Source organism: Sphingomonas sp. M6A6_1c, from assembly GCF_053345135.1.
Window position 1 is genome coordinate 32889 of the sequence record NZ_JBKEZO010000004.1, and the last position, 18997, is coordinate 51885.

General features: G+C 68.1%; 15 protein-coding genes. 8 read left to right on the top strand and 7 right to left on the bottom strand.

Annotation, left to right across the window (positions count from 1 at the left end; translation table 11 throughout):
* Window positions 1-29 precede the first annotated feature (29 nt).
* The gene (gene putA / locus ACLBWH_RS08695; RefSeq protein WP_447798252.1) at window positions 30-2981 is read right to left on the bottom strand and encodes a bifunctional proline dehydrogenase/L-glutamate gamma-semialdehyde dehydrogenase PutA; all 2952 of its coding nucleotides are present in this window, start codon (window positions 2979-2981) and stop codon (window positions 30-32) included.
* 183 nt (window positions 2982-3164) lie between these two features.
* Between putA and ACLBWH_RS08700 the strand changes: the two genes are divergently transcribed.
* The 3 genes from ACLBWH_RS08700 to ACLBWH_RS08710 all read left to right on the top strand — a co-directional run bounded on the left by ACLBWH_RS08700 (window position 3165) and on the right by ACLBWH_RS08710 (window position 5671).
* Window positions 3165-3599, top strand: coding sequence for a MaoC family dehydratase (locus tag ACLBWH_RS08700; RefSeq protein WP_416222447.1), 435 nt, complete (start codon window positions 3165-3167; stop codon window positions 3597-3599).
* A 59-nt stretch (window positions 3600-3658) separates the two neighbouring features.
* On the top strand, window positions 3659-4837 hold the full coding sequence (locus tag ACLBWH_RS08705) for an acetyl-CoA C-acyltransferase (protein ID WP_447798254.1): 1179 nt from the start codon (window positions 3659-3661) through the stop codon (window positions 4835-4837).
* A gap of 351 nt (window positions 4838-5188) precedes the next feature.
* Window positions 5189-5671 carry a pyridoxamine 5'-phosphate oxidase family protein gene (locus tag ACLBWH_RS08710; RefSeq protein ID WP_447798256.1) on the top strand — a complete coding sequence of 161 codons (483 nt, stop codon included), beginning with the start codon at window positions 5189-5191 and terminating at the stop codon, window positions 5669-5671.
* 40 nt (window positions 5672-5711) lie between these two features.
* Here ACLBWH_RS08710 and ACLBWH_RS08715 read toward each other — a convergent pair whose 3' ends face one another.
* Window positions 5712-6944, bottom strand: a complete 1233-nt coding sequence (locus ACLBWH_RS08715) for a polyhydroxyalkanoate depolymerase (RefSeq protein ID WP_322850881.1) — start codon at window positions 6942-6944, stop codon at window positions 5712-5714.
* Between the two features lie 174 nt (window positions 6945-7118).
* Here ACLBWH_RS08715 and ACLBWH_RS08720 point away from each other — a divergent pair, with 174 nt between their 5' ends.
* A complete protein-coding gene (locus ACLBWH_RS08720) occupies window positions 7119-8888 on the top strand; it encodes an ABC transporter transmembrane domain-containing protein (RefSeq protein WP_322850882.1) in 1770 nt (589 codons plus the stop codon).
* Window positions 8889-9010: 122 nt separating this feature from the next.
* Window positions 9011-10159 carry a saccharopine dehydrogenase family protein gene (locus tag ACLBWH_RS08725; protein ID WP_447798258.1) on the top strand — a complete coding sequence of 383 codons (1149 nt, stop codon included), beginning with the start codon at window positions 9011-9013 and terminating at the stop codon, window positions 10157-10159.
* Window positions 10160-10236: 77 nt separating this feature from the next.
* On the opposite strand, the gene ACLBWH_RS08730 is transcribed toward ACLBWH_RS08725, so the two are convergent.
* Together ACLBWH_RS08730 and ACLBWH_RS08735 are read right to left on the bottom strand one after the other, a co-directional pair.
* Window positions 10237-10701, bottom strand: coding sequence for a dihydrofolate reductase (locus ACLBWH_RS08730; protein ID WP_447798260.1), 465 nt, complete (start codon window positions 10699-10701; stop codon window positions 10237-10239).
* A complete protein-coding gene (locus ACLBWH_RS08735) occupies window positions 10698-11492 on the bottom strand; it encodes a thymidylate synthase (RefSeq protein WP_447798262.1) in 795 nt (264 codons plus the stop codon). The genes ACLBWH_RS08730 and ACLBWH_RS08735 overlap by 4 nt, the downstream gene beginning before the upstream one ends.
* A gap of 78 nt (window positions 11493-11570) precedes the next feature.
* Between ACLBWH_RS08735 and ACLBWH_RS08740 the strand changes: the two genes are divergently transcribed.
* On the top strand, window positions 11571-11960 hold the full coding sequence (locus tag ACLBWH_RS08740; RefSeq protein ID WP_322850886.1) for a JAB domain-containing protein: 390 nt from the start codon (window positions 11571-11573) through the stop codon (window positions 11958-11960).
* 183 nt (window positions 11961-12143) lie between these two features.
* Here ACLBWH_RS08740 and ACLBWH_RS08745 read toward each other — a convergent pair whose 3' ends face one another.
* Genes ACLBWH_RS08745 through ACLBWH_RS08755 form a run of 3 tightly spaced genes read right to left on the bottom strand, consistent with a single transcriptional unit; the run spans window position 12144 to window position 16559 of the window.
* Window positions 12144-12860, bottom strand: a complete 717-nt coding sequence (locus ACLBWH_RS08745) for a class I SAM-dependent methyltransferase (RefSeq protein WP_447798264.1) — start codon at window positions 12858-12860, stop codon at window positions 12144-12146.
* On the bottom strand, window positions 12857-13984 hold the full coding sequence (prfB, locus tag ACLBWH_RS08750; protein ID WP_322850888.1) for a peptide chain release factor 2: 1128 nt from the start codon (window positions 13982-13984) through the stop codon (window positions 12857-12859). The genes ACLBWH_RS08745 and prfB overlap by 4 nt, the downstream gene beginning before the upstream one ends.
* Before the next feature lie 55 nt (window positions 13985-14039).
* Window positions 14040-16559 (bottom strand): penicillin-binding protein 1A, encoded by a 2520-nt coding sequence (locus tag ACLBWH_RS08755; RefSeq protein ID WP_447798266.1) that lies wholly within the window; start codon window positions 16557-16559, stop codon window positions 14040-14042.
* A 361-nt stretch (window positions 16560-16920) separates the two neighbouring features.
* Between ACLBWH_RS08755 and ACLBWH_RS08760 the strand changes: the two genes are divergently transcribed.
* Together ACLBWH_RS08760 and ACLBWH_RS08765 are read left to right on the top strand one after the other, a co-directional pair.
* Window positions 16921-18273, top strand: a complete 1353-nt coding sequence (locus tag ACLBWH_RS08760; protein ID WP_447798267.1) for a M48 family metalloprotease — start codon at window positions 16921-16923, stop codon at window positions 18271-18273.
* Complete coding sequence (locus ACLBWH_RS08765) at window positions 18270-18983, top strand: DsbA family protein (RefSeq protein WP_447798269.1); 714 nt, start codon at window positions 18270-18272, stop codon at window positions 18981-18983. Before ACLBWH_RS08760 ends, ACLBWH_RS08765 begins: the two co-directional genes overlap by 4 nt.
* Window positions 18984-18997: the final 14 nt, after the last annotated feature.

Here is an 18997-nt window from a genome sequence, read left to right on the forward strand (position 1 = left end):
CACACCCACCAGACCGACACCCCCGCCCCTCAAATCCCCCCTTCGTCGAGCGACAGCAGCGTCGCATTGCCGCCGGCCGAGGTGGTGTCCACCGACACCGCCCGCTCCGCGCAGAAGCGGTAGAGGTAATGCGGCCCGCCCGCCTTCGGCCCGGTGCCCGACAGGCCCTCGCCGCCGAACGGCTGCGATCCTACCACCGCGCCGATCATCGAACGGTTGATGTACAGGTTGCCGACCGCCGCCGCCGCCTCGGTCACCTCGGCGGCGCGGGCGATGCGGCTGTGCAGGCCCATCGTCAGGCCATAGCCCTTGGCGTTGACCCGCGCGATCGTCTCCTCCAGCTTGCCCGCCTCCCAGGTCGCGACGTGCAGGATCGGCCCGAACCATTCGCGATCCAGATCCTCGATCCGGTCGAGCCGCACCAGCGTCGGCGGCACGAACAGCCCGTCGGCCGGCGCCGCCAGCGTCTTGACCGTCCGCTCGGTCACGCTCGCCCGATACGCCATCAATTTGTCGTAGGAGGCGCGATCGATCACCGGCCCGACATCGGTCGCGGGATCGGCGGGATCGCCCAGCCGCAGCGTGTCCATCGCGCCGGTCAGCATCTCGATCACCGTCTCGGCGACATCCGCCTGCACCAGCAGCAGCCGCAGCGCCGAACAGCGCTGCCCCGCCGAGCGAAACGACGAGGTGACGACATCCGCCACCACCTGTTCGGGCAAGGCCGTGCTGTCGACGATCATCGCGTTGATCCCGCCCGTCTCGGCGATCAGCGGCACGATCGGGCGATCGTCGTCCGCCACCAGCGTCCGCGCGATCCGCTTGGCGGTCGCGGTCGATCCGGTGAAGGCGACGCCGGCGACGCGCACGTCCGCGGTCAGCGCCGCGCCGACCTCCGGCCCGCCCGTCACCAGCACCAGCGCATCCTTGGGCACCCCGGCACGATGCGCCAGCTCGACCGCGAAGCGCGCGATTTCCGGCGTCTGCGGCGCCGGCTTGGCGACGACGCTATTGCCCGCGACCAGCGCCGCCACCGTCTGCCCCAGGAAGATCGCCAGCGGAAAATTCCACGGCGCCACCGTCGCCCATACGCCGCGCCCCTCGATGTGCAGCGTGTTGCGCTCGCCGGTCGGCCCGGGCAGGTCGACCGCGCGCAACCGGCTGCGCGCCTCACCCGCGTAATAGCGGCAGAAATCCGCCGCCTCGCGCACCTCGCCGATCGCATCGGGGATCGTCTTGAACGCCTCCTGCACGCAGATCGCCATCAACCGGTCGCGATTCTCCTCGATCAGGTCGGCGAGCCGTTCGAGACAGGCGGCACGCTCGTCCACCGGCGTCCGCGACCATGCCGGAAACGCCGCCTGCGCGCGCCCGACTGCCGCCGCAACCGCTTCACCCGTCTCCGCCGCGATCGCGGCCGGCGCATCGCCGTTCGCCAGCGGCTGCCTGACCGCCCGCACCGTCGCGTCCAGCGTCGCGACGTCGCTCAGGTCCAGCCCGCTCGAATTGCGATGCCCCGGCGCGAACAGGTCCTTGGGCAGCGGGATGCTCGGATGCCGCGCGCCGCCGACCGCGGCGATCTTCGCCACCGGATCGGCGAGGATCTCGTCCTCGCTCAACCGCGCATCGGCGAGCTGGTGGACGAAGCTCGAATTGGCGCCATTCTCCAGCAGGCGCCGCACCAGATAGGCCAGCAGGTCGCGATGCCCGCCGACCGGCGCATAGATGCGGCAGTGATAGCCGTTCTCGCGCACCAGCCGCTCGTACAGCCCGTCGCCCATGCCGTGCAGCCGCTGGAATTCGAAATCGCGTGCATTACCCGCCCATTCCAGGATCGTCGCGACGGTCAGCGCATTGTGGCTGGCGAAGGCGGGGCGGATGTTCTCCGCCGCCAGCATGTCCTTGGCCACCGCCAGATACGACACGTCGGTCGCCGCCTTGCGGGTGAACAACGGATAGTCCGCCAGCCCCTCGACCTGCGTCCGCTTGATCTCGCTATCCCAATAGGCGCCCTTGACCAGCCGCACGTTCATCACCCGGCCAAGCTCGTTCGCCCAGGCGACCACCGGTCGCGCGCGCTTGCCATAGGCCTGCACCGCCATGCCGAACCCGTCCCAGCCCTTCAGGCTCGGCAGCGCCGCGACCGACCCGATGATGTCGAGGCTCATCTCCAGCCGCTCGGATTCCTCGGCATCGACGGTCAGCGCGATGCCCTTCGCCGCCGCCTGCACCGCCAGCGCTTCCAGCATCTCGGTCAGCGCCGGCACGCATTCGCTCCACCGCGCCACTTCGTAGCGGGGATGCAGCGCCGACAGCTTTACCGAAATCGAATGGCCCGCCGCGGGATCGTTGCCGACCGCGTCGATCGCGCCGACATACGCATCGAAATAGCGCCGGCCGTCGGCGAAGGTGCGCGCCGCCTCGCCGAGCATGTCGAAACTCGCGGTGAAGCCCGCGTTGTCGGGCTTGCGCATCCGCCGCATCGCCTCGTCGATGGTCCGGCCCATCACGAAGATCTCGCCCATCTTCTTCATCGCCGTGCCCACCGCCTGGCGGACGAACGGCTCGCCGGCCCGGCTGATCAGCCGGCGCAGCGGCCCCGACGGCCCCTCGCCCACCAGCACGCGGCCGACGACCAGCCCCCAGGTCGCGGTGTTGACCAATTTGCTGTTCGACTGGCCGGCATGCGCGCGCCAGTCGGCGTCGCCCAGTTTGTCCGCGATCAGCAGGTCGGCGGTCTCCGGATCGGGAACGCGCAGGAACGCCTCGGCGAGGCTGAGCAGCGCGACGCCTTCCGACGAATTGAGCCGGTATTCCTGCAGGAACTGGTTCACCCAACCGCGGTTCTGCGCCGCGCGCAGGTCGGCGAGCAGGCCGGAGGCGTGGTCGATGATCCGCCGGCGCGAATCGGCGGTGGTCGCGGCGCGGTCGAGCAGGGGTTTTAGAACATCGGGTTCGCTCGCCCGATACAGTTGCGCCATGGTTTTACGGGCATCGGACGTTACGGCAGAGGACATGTTCAAGCTTTCGGTCGGCCAAGGCTTGCGAGAGACACCCTCCCGCGCCTAGAGAATGCGTCGCATCTAGCGCCAAATGTCGGGCGCCAAAAGGCGGCGCCGGAAACCAACGGAGGAATTGCCGTGACGACGATCAGCGCCGAACAGATGCGGGACCGGATCGGCACCGAAACCGTCTCCGACTGGGTCGAGGTGACTCAGGCGATGATCGACCGTTTCGCCGAAGCGACGGGCGATCACCAGTTCATTCACGTCGATCCCGTCGCCGCCGCCGCGACGCCTTTCGGCGGCACCATCGCGCACGGCTTCCTGACGCTGTCGCTGATGCCGCTGCTCGCCGCGAAGGTGCCCGACGCGCCGCAGCTCGCAGGCGTGAAGATGGGCGTCAACTACGGGGGCAACAAGGTCCGCTTCCTCTCCCCCGTCCGCTCGGGCAGCCGCGTGCGCGGCCGCTTCCGGCTGCTCGCATTCGAGCAAAAGCGGCCCGGCCAATATCAGCAGACCACCGAATTTACCGTCGAGATCGAAGGCGCGGACAAGCCCGCGCTGATCGCCGAATGGATCAGCCAAGCCTTTGTTTAAGTTTCATTCTCTGGATATCCACCCAACGCCTTGTGCGTGAAGTTAGGGAAAGTTAGCCCATGCGCTCCGCCGTCATCGTCTCCACCGCCCGCACCCCGATCGGCCGCGCCTATCGCGGCGCCTTCAACGACACCACGCCCCAGACGCTCGCCGCCCATGCGATCAGCCACGCGGTCCAGCGCGCCGGTCTCGACGGCGCCGAGGTCGAGGACGTGGTGATCGGCGCCGCGCTCCAACAGGGCCATCAGGCCGGCAACATCGCCCGCCAGTCGGCCCTGCGCGCCGGCCTGCCGACCTCGGTGCCGGGCATGTCGCTCGACCGCCAATGCGCCAGCGGCCTGATGGCGATCGCCACCGCGGCCAAGCAGATCGTGCTCGACGGCATGGACATCGCGATCGGCGGCGGCGTCGAGAGCGTCAGCCTCGTCCAGACCCCGCAGATGCGCGTCGCCCCCGACCGTCAGTTGATCGCGATGCACGACGACATCTACATGCCGATGCTCCAGACCGCCGAGATCGTCGCCAAACGCTACGGCATCACCCGCGAGGCGCAGGACGCCTACGGCCTCCAGTCGCAGCATCGCACCGCCGCCGCGCAGGCCGCCGGCCGCTTCGACGACGAGATCGTGCCGGTGTCGGCAACGATGAACGTCATCGACAAGGCGACCAAGGCGGTCAGCACCAAGGACGTCACGCTGTCCAAGGACGAGGGCAACCGCGCCGACACCACGCTCGAAGGCTTGCAGGCGCTGCAACCCGTCGTCGGCCCCGACGGCGTCATCACCGCCGGCAACGCCAGCCAGCTCTCCGACGGCGCCTCCGCGGCGGTGCTGATGGAGGAGAGCGTCGCCGCCGCGCGCGGGCTCACCCCGCTCGGCCGCTACGTCGGCATGGCGGTCGCCGGCACCAAGCCCGACGAAATGGGCATCGGCCCGGTCTACGCCGTCCCCAAGCTGCTCGAGAAGAACGGGCTGACGATGGCCGACATCGGCCTTTGGGAACTCAACGAAGCCTTTGCGGTGCAGGTCCTCTATTGCCGCGACACGCTCGGCATTCCCGATGAATTGCTCAACGTCAACGGCGGCGCGATCTCGATCGGCCATCCCTACGGCATGTCCGGCGCCCGCATGACCGGCCATGCGCTGATCGAAGGAAAGCGTCGCGGCGCCAAATATGTCGTCGTCACGATGTGCGTCGGCGGCGGCATGGGCGCAGCGGGCCTGTTCGAGGTGCTGTGAGTTGAAACGCTGCCCGACCCGGCGTATATCCGGATCGGGCATTGTCATCGATGCCCTCCTTGTATGGGCTCCGACCGCTGCTACGGTCGGGGCCCAAAACGTTTGGGGTTCAGGCTGCTACCCGAACCCCGCCCGTGTGCCGCTACCTGCGCTTGTCACCGATCTCCACGGCCAGAGCCGCAAAGGCGATGATGACGCCCAGGATTTGGCACAAGTCGGTTACCGTCATCGATGGCACCTCCTTGTTTGGCGGCAGGATCGCCGCCGACGACCATCGTGGCCGAACCGGTCCGACCGCGCAACCAACCCCCGCTGCGCTCGTTCTCCCGCCAACCCAATAGGAGACGACGCATGGCCGATCAGCACAGCCCCCAGGAAATCGCTGCCAAGTTCCTCGAGAAGCTGCGCAGCAGCCCGTTCGTGATGATCGGCCTGGTTGATGGCGAGCATTCCGAACCGATGACCGCGCAGATCGACGACGACCAGCCCAACACGCTGTTCTTCTTCGCAGGCCGCGACAACCGCATCGCCAAGGGCGGCGACGCGATGGCGCAGTTCGTCGGCAAAGGGCATGACTTCTTCGCCTGCCTCGCCGGCGCCGTCGCGACCGACAACGATCCGGCGCAGATCGACAAGCTCTGGAACAACCAAGTCGAGGCATGGTTTCCGGGCGGCAGGCAGGACCCGAACCTGACGCTGCTACGCTTCGACATCGACAGCGCCGAATTGTGGGAAACCGACATCTCGATCTCGGGCCGGGTCAAGATGCTGTTCGGCGGCACCATTCGCGGCGACGAATCGAGCAGCCACGCGGTGGTCGACTCGGTCGCCTGATCGAAACCGGGGCGGCCGCGTGCCGCCCCGTCACTCGCGGTCACCCGTTGGCCGCAATCCATTCCTCGACCACCGGCGCCACGCGGTTGCGCCACTTCGAGCCGTTGAAGATGCCGTAATGGCCGGCACCCTCCGCCATGTAATACCGCTTCTTCTCGTCGGGCAGATTGGTCGCCAGCGTCAGCGCCGCCTTCGTCTGCCCCAGACCGGAAATGTCGTCGCGCTCCCCCTCGATCGCCAGGATCGCGACGTCCTTGATCGCCGCCGGATCGACCCGCCGCCCGCGATGCATCATCTCGCCCTTCGGCAGGGCATGCTTCTGGAACACCAGTTCGACCGTCTGCAGATAGAATTCCGCAGTCATGTCGCAGACCGAGCGATATTCCTCGTAGAAGCCCTTGGTGGCGTCGGCGCTCTCCTCGTCGCCCTGGACCAGATGTTTGAACATCTCCCAATGCGACATCATGTGATTGCCGAGGTTCATCGACATGAAGCCGGCAAGCTGGAGAAAGCCCGGATAGACCTTCCGTCCGCCGCCCGGATACATCATCGGCACGGGCACCACCGCATTCTGCTCGAACCACGCATGCGGCCGTTCGGTGGCCAGTGTATTGACCGCGGTCGGTGCCTCGCGCGTGTCGACCGGACCGCCCATCATCGTCAGCGTACTCGGACGGCACGGGTTCTGATCGGCGCTCATCAGCGCGGCGGCCGCATAACACGGCACGGACGGCTGGCAGACCGCGAGCATATGCGTGCCGCCCTGGCCCTCGTTGGCCCCCATCGTCTCCAGGAACGCGATGAGATAATCGATGTAATCGTCGAGATCGAAGCGCCCCTCGTCCAGCGGCACCAGCTTCGCATCGCGCCAATCGGTGATATAGACATCGGCACTCGGCAGCATGCGCTCGACCGTGCCGCGCAGCAACGTCGCGAAATGGCCCGACATCGGGGCGACGATCAGCAGCTTCGGCCCGCCCTCGACGCCCTCGCGACGAAAACGCTTGAGCTGACCGAACGGCTTTTGCAGCACGATCTCCTCGGTCACCGCGACCTCGCGGCCAGCGACGGTCGTATGCGTCAGACCGAACGCCGGCTTGCCCCGGGTGGCCGAGGCGTGGGCGAACACCTCCAGCGCCGAACTGACGACCGAGCCGCCCTCCAGATAGGACCAGGGATTGGCGGGATTGCGCATCCAGTCCGCACCGAAGCTGGCCATGGCACTCGCCCCGGCGAGCATCGAGCGCTGCATTTCATAGGCATCGTAGAGCATGCTTGTATCTTCGCCCAAAAAGGTTGCAGTATACGTAATCCGTATCACGTTTGATGCAATCGGACCAATGTATCGCCACGATCGGTCTGAACGCCCGAGATCGCCGACGAGGCCCCTGCCCGCGCCGGTCGGTGCCGTTGAGCCGTTCCCTTGCGCCTGCTAGGCGCGGTAAGGATGGCCAAATCTCCGCTACCGACTTCCCGCCGCCTCGGCGACCTGCGCCTCGTATGGGATCGCGTCCTCGCCTATCCGCGCCAGCTCGCCATCGCGCTCGCCGCGCTCACCACCACCTCGGCGGCGACGATCGGCATCCCTTATGGCTTCAAGCGGGTGATCGACCGCGGCTTTACCCCCGGCGGCGCGGGATCGGTGGCCTCCTCGTTCCATTATCTGCTGATGATCGTCGCGGTGCTCGCCGTCGCCACCGCGATCCGCTTCTATTTCGTCTCCTGGCTCGGCGAGCGCGTCGTCGCAGACATCCGCACGCAGGTGCAGGCACATCTGCTCGGCCTGACGCCGCGCTTCTTCGAGGAGAACCGCCCGTCGGAGATCGCCTCGCGCCTCACCTCCGACACCACGCTGATCGAGGGCGTCGTCGGCAGCACCGTGTCGATTGCGCTGCGCAACACCTTCACCGGCGTCGGCGGTATGATCTACCTCTTCGCTTTGTCGCCCAAGCTCGCCGGCATGCTGCTGCTCGGCATTCCGCTGATCATCCTGCCGGTGACCGTGCTCGGTCGCCGCATCCGCAACCTCTCGCGCGCCTCGCAGGACCGCGTCGCCGATGTCGGCTCGCTCGTCACCGAGACATTGGGCGCGATGAAGATCGTCCAGGCGTTCGGGCAGGAACCGCGCGAGGCGCAGCGCTTCACCGCCGCGGTCGACGCGACCCTCGCCGCGGCCAAGCGCCGCATCGGCCTGCGCGCGGTGATGACCGCGATCATGATCTTCCTGATCTTCGGCTCGATCACGTTGGTGCTGTGGGAGGGCGCGACCGACGTCGCCGCGGGCCGCATCACCGGCGGCGCGATCGCCGCCTTCGTGCTGACCGGCGGTATCGTCGCGGGTGCGTTCGGCGCGCTGACCGAAGTCTATGGCGACCTGTTGCGCGGCGCCGGTGCCGCCGGCCGGCTCGCCGAATTGCTGCGCGAGCAGCCCGAGATCACCCGCCCCGCCGCACCGATCCCGCTCCCGGTGCCGGTCAGCGGCGCGCTGACCTTCGATCACGTCCGCTTCCATTATCCGACCCGGCCCGAAGTCGCGGCGCTCGACGATTTCACGCTGGCGGTTCGCGCCGGCGAGACGGTGGCGGTGGTCGGTCCGTCGGGTGCGGGCAAGTCGACTCTGTTCCAGCTCGCCGAGCGCTTCTACGATCCGGCGGAAGGTCGCATCCTGCTAGACGGCGTCGACCTGCGCGAGGCCGATCCCGCCGCGGTCCGCGCGCAGATCGCGATGGTGCCGCAGGACACGGTGATCTTCGGCGCCAGCGCGCGCGACAATCTGCGCTACGGCCAATGGGAGGCGACCGACGACGAACTGTGGGCCGCCGCCGAGGTCGCCAATGCCGCCGATTTCCTGCGCGCACTGCCGCAGGGGCTGGACACCAACCTCGGCGAGGGCGGCGCGCGGCTGTCGGGCGGCCAGCGCCAGCGCGTCACGATCGCGCGCGCGCTGCTCCGCAACGCACCGATCCTGCTGCTCGACGAGGCGACCAGCGCGCTCGACGCCGAAAGCGAGCGGCTGGTGCAGCAGGCGCTCGAACGGCTGATGGAGAACCGCACGACGCTGGTCATCGCGCACCGACTCGCGACCGTCCGCGCCGCGCAGCGGATCGTGGTGATGGATCAGGGCCGCATCGTCGAGGAAGGCAATCACGCGACGCTGATCGGCCGCGGCGGACTATACGCCCGGCTGGCGAGCCTGCAGTTCAGCGAGGCGGCGTAGCCCTCGTCTTCACCGTCATCCCGGCGAAAGTACAAAGGGGACGAACCGACGATCGGGCGGCATCTTGATCCCGCGCCCCACCACGCCCATCACCGGTACCGAAAGCAGAACAGGAGAGACCCATGCGCGACCATGACATCATCGTCTATGGCGCGACCGGCTTCACCGGCCGCCTCGTTGCCGAATATCTCGGCCAGCAGCAGGTCGCGCGCTGGGCGATGGCGGGCCGCAGCCGCGCCAAGCTGGAGGAGGTGCGCGACCTGATCGGTGCGCCCGCCGACACGCCGCTGATCGTCGCCGACGCCGACGACCCTGCCTCGCTCGGGACGATGGCCGCATCGGCGCGCGTCGTCGTCACTACCGTCGGCCCTTATCAGCTCTACGGCGCGCCGCTCGTCGCCGCCTGTATCGCCGCGGGCACCGCTTATGTCGATCTATGCGGCGAGCCTGCGTGGATGCGCCACATGATCGACGCGCACCACGCCGCCGCACAGGCGCGCGGCGCGCGCATCGTCTTCTCCTGCGGCTTCGATTCGATCCCCTTCGATCTCGGCGTGCTGACCTTGCAGGAATGCGCGCGCGCCAGATACGGCCATCCCGCGCCGCGGGTGAAGGGCCGCGTCCGCGCGATGCAGGGCGGCTTCTCGGGCGGCACCGCCGCGAGCCTCAAGGCGACGCTCGCCGCCGCGGCGCGCGATCCGTCGATCCTCGGCCTGCTCGCCAACCCCTTCGCGCTGACGCCGGGCTTCACCGGCCCGCACCAGCCGACCGGGCTGCTCCCCGAATTCGACGCGACGCTCAACACCTGGGTCGCGCCGTTCATCATGGCGGCGATCAACACCAAGAACGTCCACCGCACCAATTTCCTGCTCGGCCACCGCTACGGCGCCGACTTCGTCTACGACGAGATGATGGTCGCCGGGCTCGGGGAGATGGGCAAGGCCGCCGCCGATGCGATCGCCAGGCTCAACCCGCTGGCGAGCGACAAGGGGACCAAGCCCGGCGAAGGCCCGAGCAAGGCGGAGCGCGACGCCGGCCATTACGATCTGCTGTTCGTCGGCCTGATGCCCGACGGCGCGCGCTTCGACGCGGTGGTCACCGGCGATCGCGATCCCGGCTATGGCTCGACCAGCAAGATGATCGCCGAAACCGCACGCTGCCTGCTAGAGACCGAAGACGCCGGCGGCATCTGGACGCCCGGCGCGCTGCTCGGCACGACGCTGCGCGACCGGTTGCAGGACAAGGCGGGCCTGACCTTCACCGCGGGGTGAGCTTGCCACCTGCCGACCGTCACCCCGGGTCGGGCCCGGGGTGACGAAATCGCCAGGCTTCGGCGGATATCGCCCTCCTAGCGCACCAACGTCACGAAACTATAGGCCGGCCGCTCCCCCTCGGCGGCGACGTCCTCCCGCGCCACCTCGCACCAGCCGTCGAACCCCGGCATCGTCACGTCGCCCTCGGCTGCACAATGCACCTCGGTCAGCTCGATCCGGTCCGCGCGATCGCGGAACAACGCGAACACCTCCGCCCCGCCGATCACCGCGACGTCGTCGCCGGCCAGCGCCAGAGCCTCGTCCACGCAATGAACGACCTCGGCGCCCGCCGCCGACCAGCACCGGTCCCGCGTCAGCACGATATGCCGCCGCCCCGGCAACGGCGCCGGAAAGCTCTCGAACGTCTTGCGCCCCATCACCATCGGCCGTCCCAGCGTCATCGCCTTGAAGCGCTTGAGATCGGCGGGCAGCCGCCACGGCAATCCGCCGTCGCGGCCGATCACGCCATTGTCGGCCCGCGCCAGGTGGAAGCTGATCACACCGACACCGCCGCCTTGATATGCGGCTGCGCGGCATAATCGTGCAGCACGAAATCCTCATAGGCGTAAGCGTCGATCGACTCGGGCCGGCGCAGGATTTCCAGCCGCGGCAGCGGCCCCGGCGTCCGCGTCAGTTGCAGACGCGCCTGATCGAGGTGGTTGGCGTAGAGATGGCAGTCGCCGCCGGTCCAGATGAACTCGCCCACCTCCAGCCCGCATTGCTGCGCGAGGATGTGGGTCAACAATGCGTAGCTGGCGATGTTGAACGGCACGCCGAGGAAGATATCCGCCGACCGTTGATAGAGTTGCAGCGACAGCCGGCCGTTGGCGACATGCGTCTGGAACAGGCAATGACACGGCGCCAGCGCCATCGCGTGGAGGTCGCCGGGGTTCCAGGCGGAGACGATCTGGCGGCGCGAGGCGGGCTGCGTCTTGATCTGCTCGATCAGTTCCGCGATCTGGTCGATGTGCCGACCGTCCGCTGCCACCCAGTCCCGCCATTGCTTGCCGTAGACGGGGCCGAGATCGCCCGCCTCGTCCGCCCATTCGTCCCAGATGCGGACCTGCTGCTCCTGCAACCAGCGCACGTTGGTGTCGCCGCGCAAGAACCAGAGCAATTCGATGATGATCGAGCGCAGGTGCAGCTTCTTGGTGGTGAGCACCGGAAAGCCCTGCGCGAGGTCGAATCGCATCTGCGCGCCGAAGACGGACAGCGTGCCGGTGCCCGTCCGGTCCATCTGCTCCGCGCCGCTGGTCAGCACGCGGTCCATGAGATCGAGATATTGCCGCATGCGCGACGCCTACCGCCTGCGGCCGATTTGGGCGAGCTTTTTGCTGCGTAGCGCAGGTCGCTGCGGCAAGGATCGCTGGTGCCGGATACCTCTGCTCCGATCGTGATCGCCGATGCGCGCGCGGCCGCCGTCCTGCTCGTCGGGCTGGCCGATGCGGCGATCGAGCGCGCGGTCGTGCTGTATCTTGATCCACAATGGACGCTTCTCGGGCGATCCGACTTCGTCGGCAACGCCGACACGGTGACGCCGCCGCTCCGCGCGATCATTGCCGAGGCGCTGCGCCTCGACGCCACGGCTTTGGTGCTGGCGCACAACCATCCGCGCGGCAGCATCCGGCCGAGCGCCGCCGACATGGCCTATACACGCGCACTCGCACGGGTCGCCGAAGCGCTCGACCTCGTCCTCGCCGACCACCTGATCATCGCGGGCGCGGAAGTGACGAGCCTGCGCGACGCAGGGCTGATCTAGGCGGCATCGGCATCAGGGTTTGCCCAAGCATTCCTCCCCCGCCAGGGGGAGGTGGCATGCCAAAGGCATGACGGAGGGGGAGGTAAGCGACACGTCTGTTCCGTTTCCTCCCCCTCCGTCACGGCTTCGCCGCGCCACCTCCCCCTGGCGGGGGAGGAATTTGCCTGAATGTCGATCCCCGCGCTAGCGGAGGACGCAGGGCTTGATCGCTTCCGGCTCGGGCCGCGGGCCGACCGCGCGGAAGGTCGCCAGATAGCCGCCGGCGGACGGCATCTCGGTCATCGATACCTGCCGATAGCCCACCGCATCGAACTCGCAGCGCAGCAGCGCGGGCGGGGTGCCGTGGTTCTGCGTCTGGCGATTGGCGTCGACCACGACGACCAGCCCGTCGGGCTTCAGCGCCGGCCGCAGCCGCCACAGGAACTCATAGGGCTGCTCGATCTCGTGATACATGTGGACCATCAGCACGCGGTCGAAGCTCGCATCGGGCAGCTTGGGATCGGCGGGCGCCCCCAGGCGGACCGAGACGTTCTCCAGATCCTCGCGCGCAACGCGCTCGGCGAGCGTGTCGCGCACGCTGGCGACGATGTCCTCCGCCAGCACGCGCCCCGCCTTGCCGACCCGGCTCGCCAGCCGGATCGTGTAATAGCCCTCGCCCGCGCCGATGTCGGCGACGGTCATGCCCTTGGCGATGCCCGCCTTGTTCATCACCTCGCTCGCCTCGTTGAGCCGGTCGCGCGCCTCCTCGTTCGACCAGCGCGCCGACACGATATGCGCCACCGGGCGATCCGCCACGGGGAAGAGCATCGGCTGTTCGTCGCGCTTGATCAGCGGTTTGGACCCGTCGCACGCAGCCAGCGCCAGCACGGACGCGACGATCAGGGTCCGGCGCAGGCTCAATCCACGTCCTCCACCTCGACCTTTTCGCCGGTCACGCGCTGCGACAGCGCCGCCGCCATGAACGGGTCGAGCGCGCCGTCGAGCACGTCGCTCGGCGCGGTCGAGGTCGTGCCGGTGCGCAGGTCCTTCACCAGCTGATACGGCTGGAGCACGTAGCTGCGGATCTGATGCCCCCAGCCGATATCGGTCTTGGTCGCATTCTCGGCATTGGCCGCCTGTTCGCGGATCGCGAGTTCGCGCTCGTACAGGCGGGCGCGCAGCTGGTTGTACGCCTCCGCCTTGTTCTTGTGCTGCGATCGCTGGTTCTGGCACTGCACGACGATACCGGTCGGGATGTGCGTGATGCGCACCGCCGAATCGGTCGTGTTGATGTGCTGGCCGCCCGCTCCGCTCGCACGATAGGTGTCGATGCGCAGGTCGCTTTCGTTATATTCGACCTGGATGTCGTCATCGATGACCGGATAGACCCAGACGCTCGAAAAGCTCGTGTGGCGCCGCGCCGCGCTGTCGTACGGGCTGATCCGGACCAGCCGGTGCACCCCGCTTTCGGTCTTGGCATAGCCATAAGCGTTCTCGCCCTTGACCAGCAGCGTCGCCGACTTGATCCCCGCCTGTTCGCCGGCGTGATAGTCGATCACCTCGACCTTCATGCCGCGGCGTTCCGCCCAGCGCGTATACATGCGCAGCAGCATGCCCGCCCAATCCTGGCTCTCGGTGCCGCCGGCGCCCGAGTTGATCTCGACATAGGTGTCGTTGGCGTCCGCCTCGCCGGCGAGCAGCGCCTGGATCTTGTCGTGGTCGGCGCGTTCCGCCAGCGCGGCGAGCGCCTCGACGCCCTCCGCCTCCATCGCGGTGTCGCCCTCGGCCTCGGCCATCTCGATCAGCTCGACGGTGTCGTCGAGTTCCGACTGGATCGCGCGCGTCGCGGTGATCGCCTCGTCGAGGCGGCGGCGCTCCCGCATCACCTCCTGTGCCGCCTTGGGGTCGTTCCACAGCGCCTGGTCCTCGACGCGCGCGTTGAGCTCGTCGAGACGGCGGAGCGCACGGTCCCAATCGAGGAACCGGCGCAGCAGCGCCAGTGCCTCTTTGATGCTGTCGACGTGGGACTGCGCTTCGGCGCGCATGGGAACTCTCCGGGTAAGCTGAATGGCGAAGGAAGCGCCTATGTAGGAGCAGGCGCTAGTAGATTCCGCCTTGTCTTTGCAAGAAATCGCTGTCGCGCGGCGTATTGGCGGCGCGCGCGGGGGCGTTGGTCGCCGCCGCGGCGGCCGGGGCGGGTCCGCGATGGATCGCGCGGCGCGGCTCGCTCTGCGGCTTGAACGCCTCCCAGATCACCGCCGCTTTGGGATCGGCATCGGTCGGGAAGGTGCCGTAGACCGGTCGCCCGCTCGCGCGGTCGATGCGGACCATGCGGATGCCGGCAGGCGCGCGGAACGGGATCTTCTCGAGCCCCTCGTAGGCCTTGACCGCGAATTCCTTGAAGATCGGCGCGGCGAACGTGCCGCCCTGCGCATAGCCGCCGAGATTGGTCGGCGTGTCGTAGCCGACGTACAGCCCGCCGATGAACTGCGGCGTACCGCCGACGAACCAGACGTCGGTCGGGCCGGTCGTCGTTCCGGTCTTGCCGAACATCGGCCGGTCGAGATCGCGCAGCACCACCGCGGTGCCGCGCTGGATCACGCCTTCGGTGATATGGACCATCTGATAGGCGGTCATCGCATCGATCACCTGCCGCGCGCGGTCACCGGGGCGCGGCATCGCCTTGCCGTCCCAGTCGCGCGCGTTGCAGCCGTCGCAGGCGCGCCAATTCTCTGGCAGGATGACCTTGCCGTGGCGGTCCTGCACGAAGTCGATCAGCGTCTGGCTGTGCGCACGGCCGTTGTTGGCGAGCGTCGCATAAGCGTTGACCATACGGCTGACCGTGGTGACGCCCGCGCCGAGCGCATTGGCCAGATAGGGCTGGTAATCGCCCACCCCCATCCGCTTCATCACGTCGACCACCTTCGGCATGCCGGTGGTCGCGGCGGCGCGCACGGTCATCAGGTTGCGCGACTGTTCGATGCCCCAGCGCATCGTATGCGGCCCGGCGGCGCGCATATTGCCGAAGTTGCGGAAGCATTTCTGCCCGAGCCGCGCGCCCTGATAGACGCAGAACGGCCCGTCGATGATGATCGACGCGGGCGTCATGCCATTCTCCAGCGCGGCGGAATAGACGATCGGCTTGATCGTCGAGCCGGGCTGGCGCAGCGCCTGCGTCGCGCGATTGAACGCCTGCAACCGGCTGTCGAAGCCGCCCTGCATCGCCAGCACGCGGCCGGTCGCCGGTTCCTCGACGACGAAGCCGCCCGACACCTTGGGGACCGAGCGCAGGCTGTATTCACTGCCCGCCGGCGCCACCGCGATGATGTCGCCCGGCTCGATCGCGCCGAAGCTCGTGCCGCCCTTGCCGCGTACCGGCATCTGCGCGCCCGAGCGCGGCAGGCGACCGGTCTGGCCATCGGCGAAACCGATCTGCCATGCCTCGCCGTCGCGGGCGATCACGATACCCGCGCGCCAGTCGCTGTAATCGAGCCCGATATTGGTGTTGAGCAGGGTTTGCAGCCAGGTGTCGCCGTCGACGTCCTTGTGCGCGATCGGCCCGGCCCAGCCGCGGCCACGATCGTAGCGCAGCAGGCCGTCGCGCAGCGCCTCCGCGGCGAGATCCTGCAACCGCGTGTCGAGCGAGGTACGCACCCACAGCCCACCCTGATAGACGCCATAAGGACCGTCGCGCGCGGTCTCGCCGAACTTGCCGATGAGCTGGCGGCGCACTTCCTCGACGAAATAGCCGCCGACGCGCTCGAATTTGGGGGTGCGGCGCAGGATCGTGCCGAGCGGTTCGGCGGCCGCCTGATCGTGCTGCGCCTGGGTGATGAAGCCGTTGCGCAGCATCTCGCCGAGCACGTAATTGCGCCGCGTCATCGCGCGATCGGCGTGGCGGACGGGATCGTAGTTCGACGGCCCCTTGGGCAGGATCGCCAGATAGGCGAGCTGCGCGAGGTCGAGTTCGTCGAGTTCCTTGTCGAAATAGGCGTGGCTCGCCGCCTCGACGCCGAAGGCGTTCCGGCCCAGCGCGATCTGGTTGAGATACAGTTCGAGGATCTGCGGCTTGGTCAGCGTATCCTCGATCTTATAGGCGAGGATCGCCTCCTTGAGCTTGCGCGTCGGCGAATAGGCGTTGCCGATCAGCAGGTTCTTGGCGACCTGCTGGGTGATGGTCGAACCGCCCTTGGCGCGCCGGCCGGTGCCGAACTTGCGCGCGTAATCGATCACCGCGCCGCCGAGGCCCGGATAGTCGACACCGTGATGCTCGAAGAAGGTCTTGTCCTCGGCGGCGAGGAAGGCGCGGACGAGCAGCGGCGGATATTCGCCGAAGCTCAGTTCGACGCGGCGTTCGCGGGCGTAGGACTGGATCGGCGTACCGTCGATACCGCGGACGTTGGTGGGCAGCGGCGGTTCGTAGGTGCGCAGCTGGTCGACCGAGGGCAGGTCGCGCAGGATCGTCACCCACAGGACGCCATAGCCGATCGCCGCGAGCAGCGCGAGGATCGCCAGCCCCTTGACCCACCAGCGCCGCCAGACGCGACGCACGACGCCGCGCAGTCCGCCTTGATCGCGAAAAGCGGTGAATCGGGAGGTGCGGGAAGCTTCGGACGCCATGGTTCAGGCGCCGGCGTGTAGCAGGTTCGCGCCCGGTTGCCACCCTCACTCCACCCGCTCCCATTCGTCATCCCGGCGCAAGCCGGGACCCATGGGCGCGGCGCCATGCACGGTAGCGCGACACGCCGGCGGCTCGCCATCATGGGTCCCGGCCTTCGCCGGGATGACGAACAAGATTGGGTTCCTCAATTCCTCCCCCGCCAGGGGGAGGGGGACCGTTCGGCGTCAGCCGAATGGTGGAGGGGGAGGAATGTCCTCCCACTCATCCCCCGTTCAGCCCCACGCCCCCACCGCTTTCGCCGTGACCCCGCCCCTCGCCCCGCCTATACTCGCGCCCGTGACCGCCCGGACAATCCCCAGCATGAAACGTCTCGCCCTCGCCGCCGCCGCCGCCGCGCTGATCTCCGCCGCCCCCGCGCAGGCGCAGTCGATCCTCCGCGATGCCGAGACCGAGGCGATGTTCAGCGATATGTCGGTGCCGCTGGTCAAGGCCGCCGGCCTGTCGCCGCGCGACGTCAAGGTCGTGCTGATCAACGACGACTCGATCAACGCCTTCGTCGCCGGCGGCCAGACCGTCTACGTCCACTCCGGCCTGCTGCAGGCGGCGGTCAACGCCAACCAGGTGCAGGGCGTGATCGCGCACGAACTGGGCCATATCGCCGACGGCCATGTCGTCCTCGCCGACAACGGCATGAAGCCGGCGATGCACATCACGCTGCTGTCGATGGTGCTCGGACTCGCCGCGGTCGCGGCCGGCGCGGGCGAGGCGGGCGCGGGGATCATGGCGCTCGGCCAGTCCGCCGGCATGGCCAAATATCTCTCGTTCAGCCGCACGCAGGAATCCTCCGCCGACGCCGCCGGCGCGCGCTTCCTCACCACCGCCGGGATCACCGGCAAGGGCATGCTCAGCTTCTTCAAGACGTTGCAGCAGCAGGAATATCGTTACGGCGTCGAGAATATCGATCCGTTCATGCAGACCCACCCGCTGTCGGGCGAGCGGATCGCCAATCTCACCGCGGTGCTGCAGAATTCGCCGGCGTGGAGCAAACCGTCCGACCCGGCGCTGGAGGAACGCTTCCGCCGCGTGAAGGCGAAGCTGGAGGGCTATGTGATGACGCCCGACCGCACGCTGAAGGATTTTCCGGAGAGCGACGGCAGCATCTACGCGCATTACGCGCGTGCCTATGCGTGGCATAAGGCCGGCTATCCCGACAAGGCGGACGCCGAATCGGTCGCGCTGATCAAGGCCAGGCCCGACGATCCCTATTTCCAGGAGATCCGCGGCCAGATCCTGCTCGAGGCCGGTCGCCCCGTCGATGCGATCGCACCGCTGCGCGCCGCCACCGACGGGTCGCGCAACAATCCGCTGATCGCCACCACCTTCGGCCACGCGCTGATCGCGACCGAGAACAAGGCCAATTACCCCGAGGCGATCAAGGTGCTGCGCGTCGCGGTCGGACGCGACGACGAAAATCCCTTCGCCTGGTATCAGCTCGGCACCGCTTATGAACTGACCGGCGACACGCCGCGTGCCGCGCTCGCCACCGCCGAACGCGCCAGCATGGAGGGCGATCACCGCACTGCCGCGCAGAGCGCGCGCTACGCGCTCGCCAACCTTCCCGCCAACACGTCCGATTGGATCCGCGCGCAAGACATTGCGATGGCCGCGCAGAACGACATGGACGACAATCCGAAGAAATATAAGAAACGATGAGCCGTTATACCCTGCCGCTGACGGCATTGCTCGGCGGCCTGATCGGCGCCGGCGCCGTATGGAGTTCCGAGCGTTTCACGTCACCGGGGGGCGCCGACCAGGCGCGGATCGAGCGCGTCGTCCACGATTACGTCCTCGCCCATCCCGAGATCATCCCGCAGGCGATGCAGGTCTTGCAGGAGCGCCAGTCGGGCGAGACGGTCGCCGCCAACCGCGACGCGATCCTGACGCCGTTCGGCAGCGCCTGGGCCGGCAATCCCAAGGGCGACGTCACCCTCGTCGAATATTTCGATTACAATTGCGGCTATTGTCGCGCGTCGTTGCCGATGATCGCCGATCTGCTCAAGCGTGATCCGAACCTGCGCATCGTCTATCGCGACCTGCCGATCCTCTCCGACGAAAGCCGCGTCGCGGCACGCGCCAGCCTCGCGGCGGCGCAGCAGGGCAAGTTCCTCGGCTTCCACGACGCGCTCTACGCGGGCGGGCCGGTCAGCGACGCGTCGATCAAGGGTGCCGCTGCGAAGGCAGGGGTGACGCTGGCGGCGCTCGACACCGGCACGATCGATACCGAAATCGCCAAGAACATGGCGACTGCCGCCAAGCTCGACATGAACGGCACGCCGAGCTGGGTCGTCGGCAATCGCGTGCTGTCCGGCGCGCTGCCGGTCGAGGAACTGGAAAAGGCGATCGCCGCCGCGCGGGGGAAATAGACCGGCGCTATCCA

Bases quoted from the DNA above. Each gene is read 5' to 3' on its own strand.
- putA (WP_447798252.1), bottom strand. From the start codon at position 2,981: ATGGCGCAACTGTATCGGGCGAGCGAACCCGATGTTCTAAAACCCCTG.
- ACLBWH_RS08700 (WP_416222447.1), top strand. From the start codon at position 3,165: ATGCGGGACCGGATCGGCACCGAAACCGTCTCCGACTGGGTCGAGGTG.
- ACLBWH_RS08705 (WP_447798254.1), top strand. From the start codon at position 3,659: ATGCGCTCCGCCGTCATCGTCTCCACCGCCCGCACCCCGATCGGCCGC.
- ACLBWH_RS08710 (WP_447798256.1), top strand. From the start codon at position 5,189: ATGGCCGATCAGCACAGCCCCCAGGAAATCGCTGCCAAGTTCCTCGAG.
- ACLBWH_RS08715 (WP_322850881.1), bottom strand. From the start codon at position 6,944: ATGCTCTACGATGCCTATGAAATGCAGCGCTCGATGCTCGCCGGGGCG.
- ACLBWH_RS08720 (WP_322850882.1), top strand. From the start codon at position 7,119: ATGGCCAAATCTCCGCTACCGACTTCCCGCCGCCTCGGCGACCTGCGC.
- ACLBWH_RS08725 (WP_447798258.1), top strand. From the start codon at position 9,011: ATGCGCGACCATGACATCATCGTCTATGGCGCGACCGGCTTCACCGGC.
- ACLBWH_RS08735 (WP_447798262.1), bottom strand. From the start codon at position 11,492: ATGCGGCAATATCTCGATCTCATGGACCGCGTGCTGACCAGCGGCGCG.
- prfB (WP_322850888.1), bottom strand. From the start codon at position 13,984: ATGCGCGCCGAAGCGCAGTCCCACGTCGACAGCATCAAAGAGGCACTG.
- ACLBWH_RS08755 (WP_447798266.1), bottom strand. From the start codon at position 16,559: ATGGCGTCCGAAGCTTCCCGCACCTCCCGATTCACCGCTTTTCGCGAT.
- ACLBWH_RS08760 (WP_447798267.1), top strand. From the start codon at position 16,921: ATGAAACGTCTCGCCCTCGCCGCCGCCGCCGCCGCGCTGATCTCCGCC.
- ACLBWH_RS08765 (WP_447798269.1), top strand. From the start codon at position 18,270: ATGAGCCGTTATACCCTGCCGCTGACGGCATTGCTCGGCGGCCTGATC.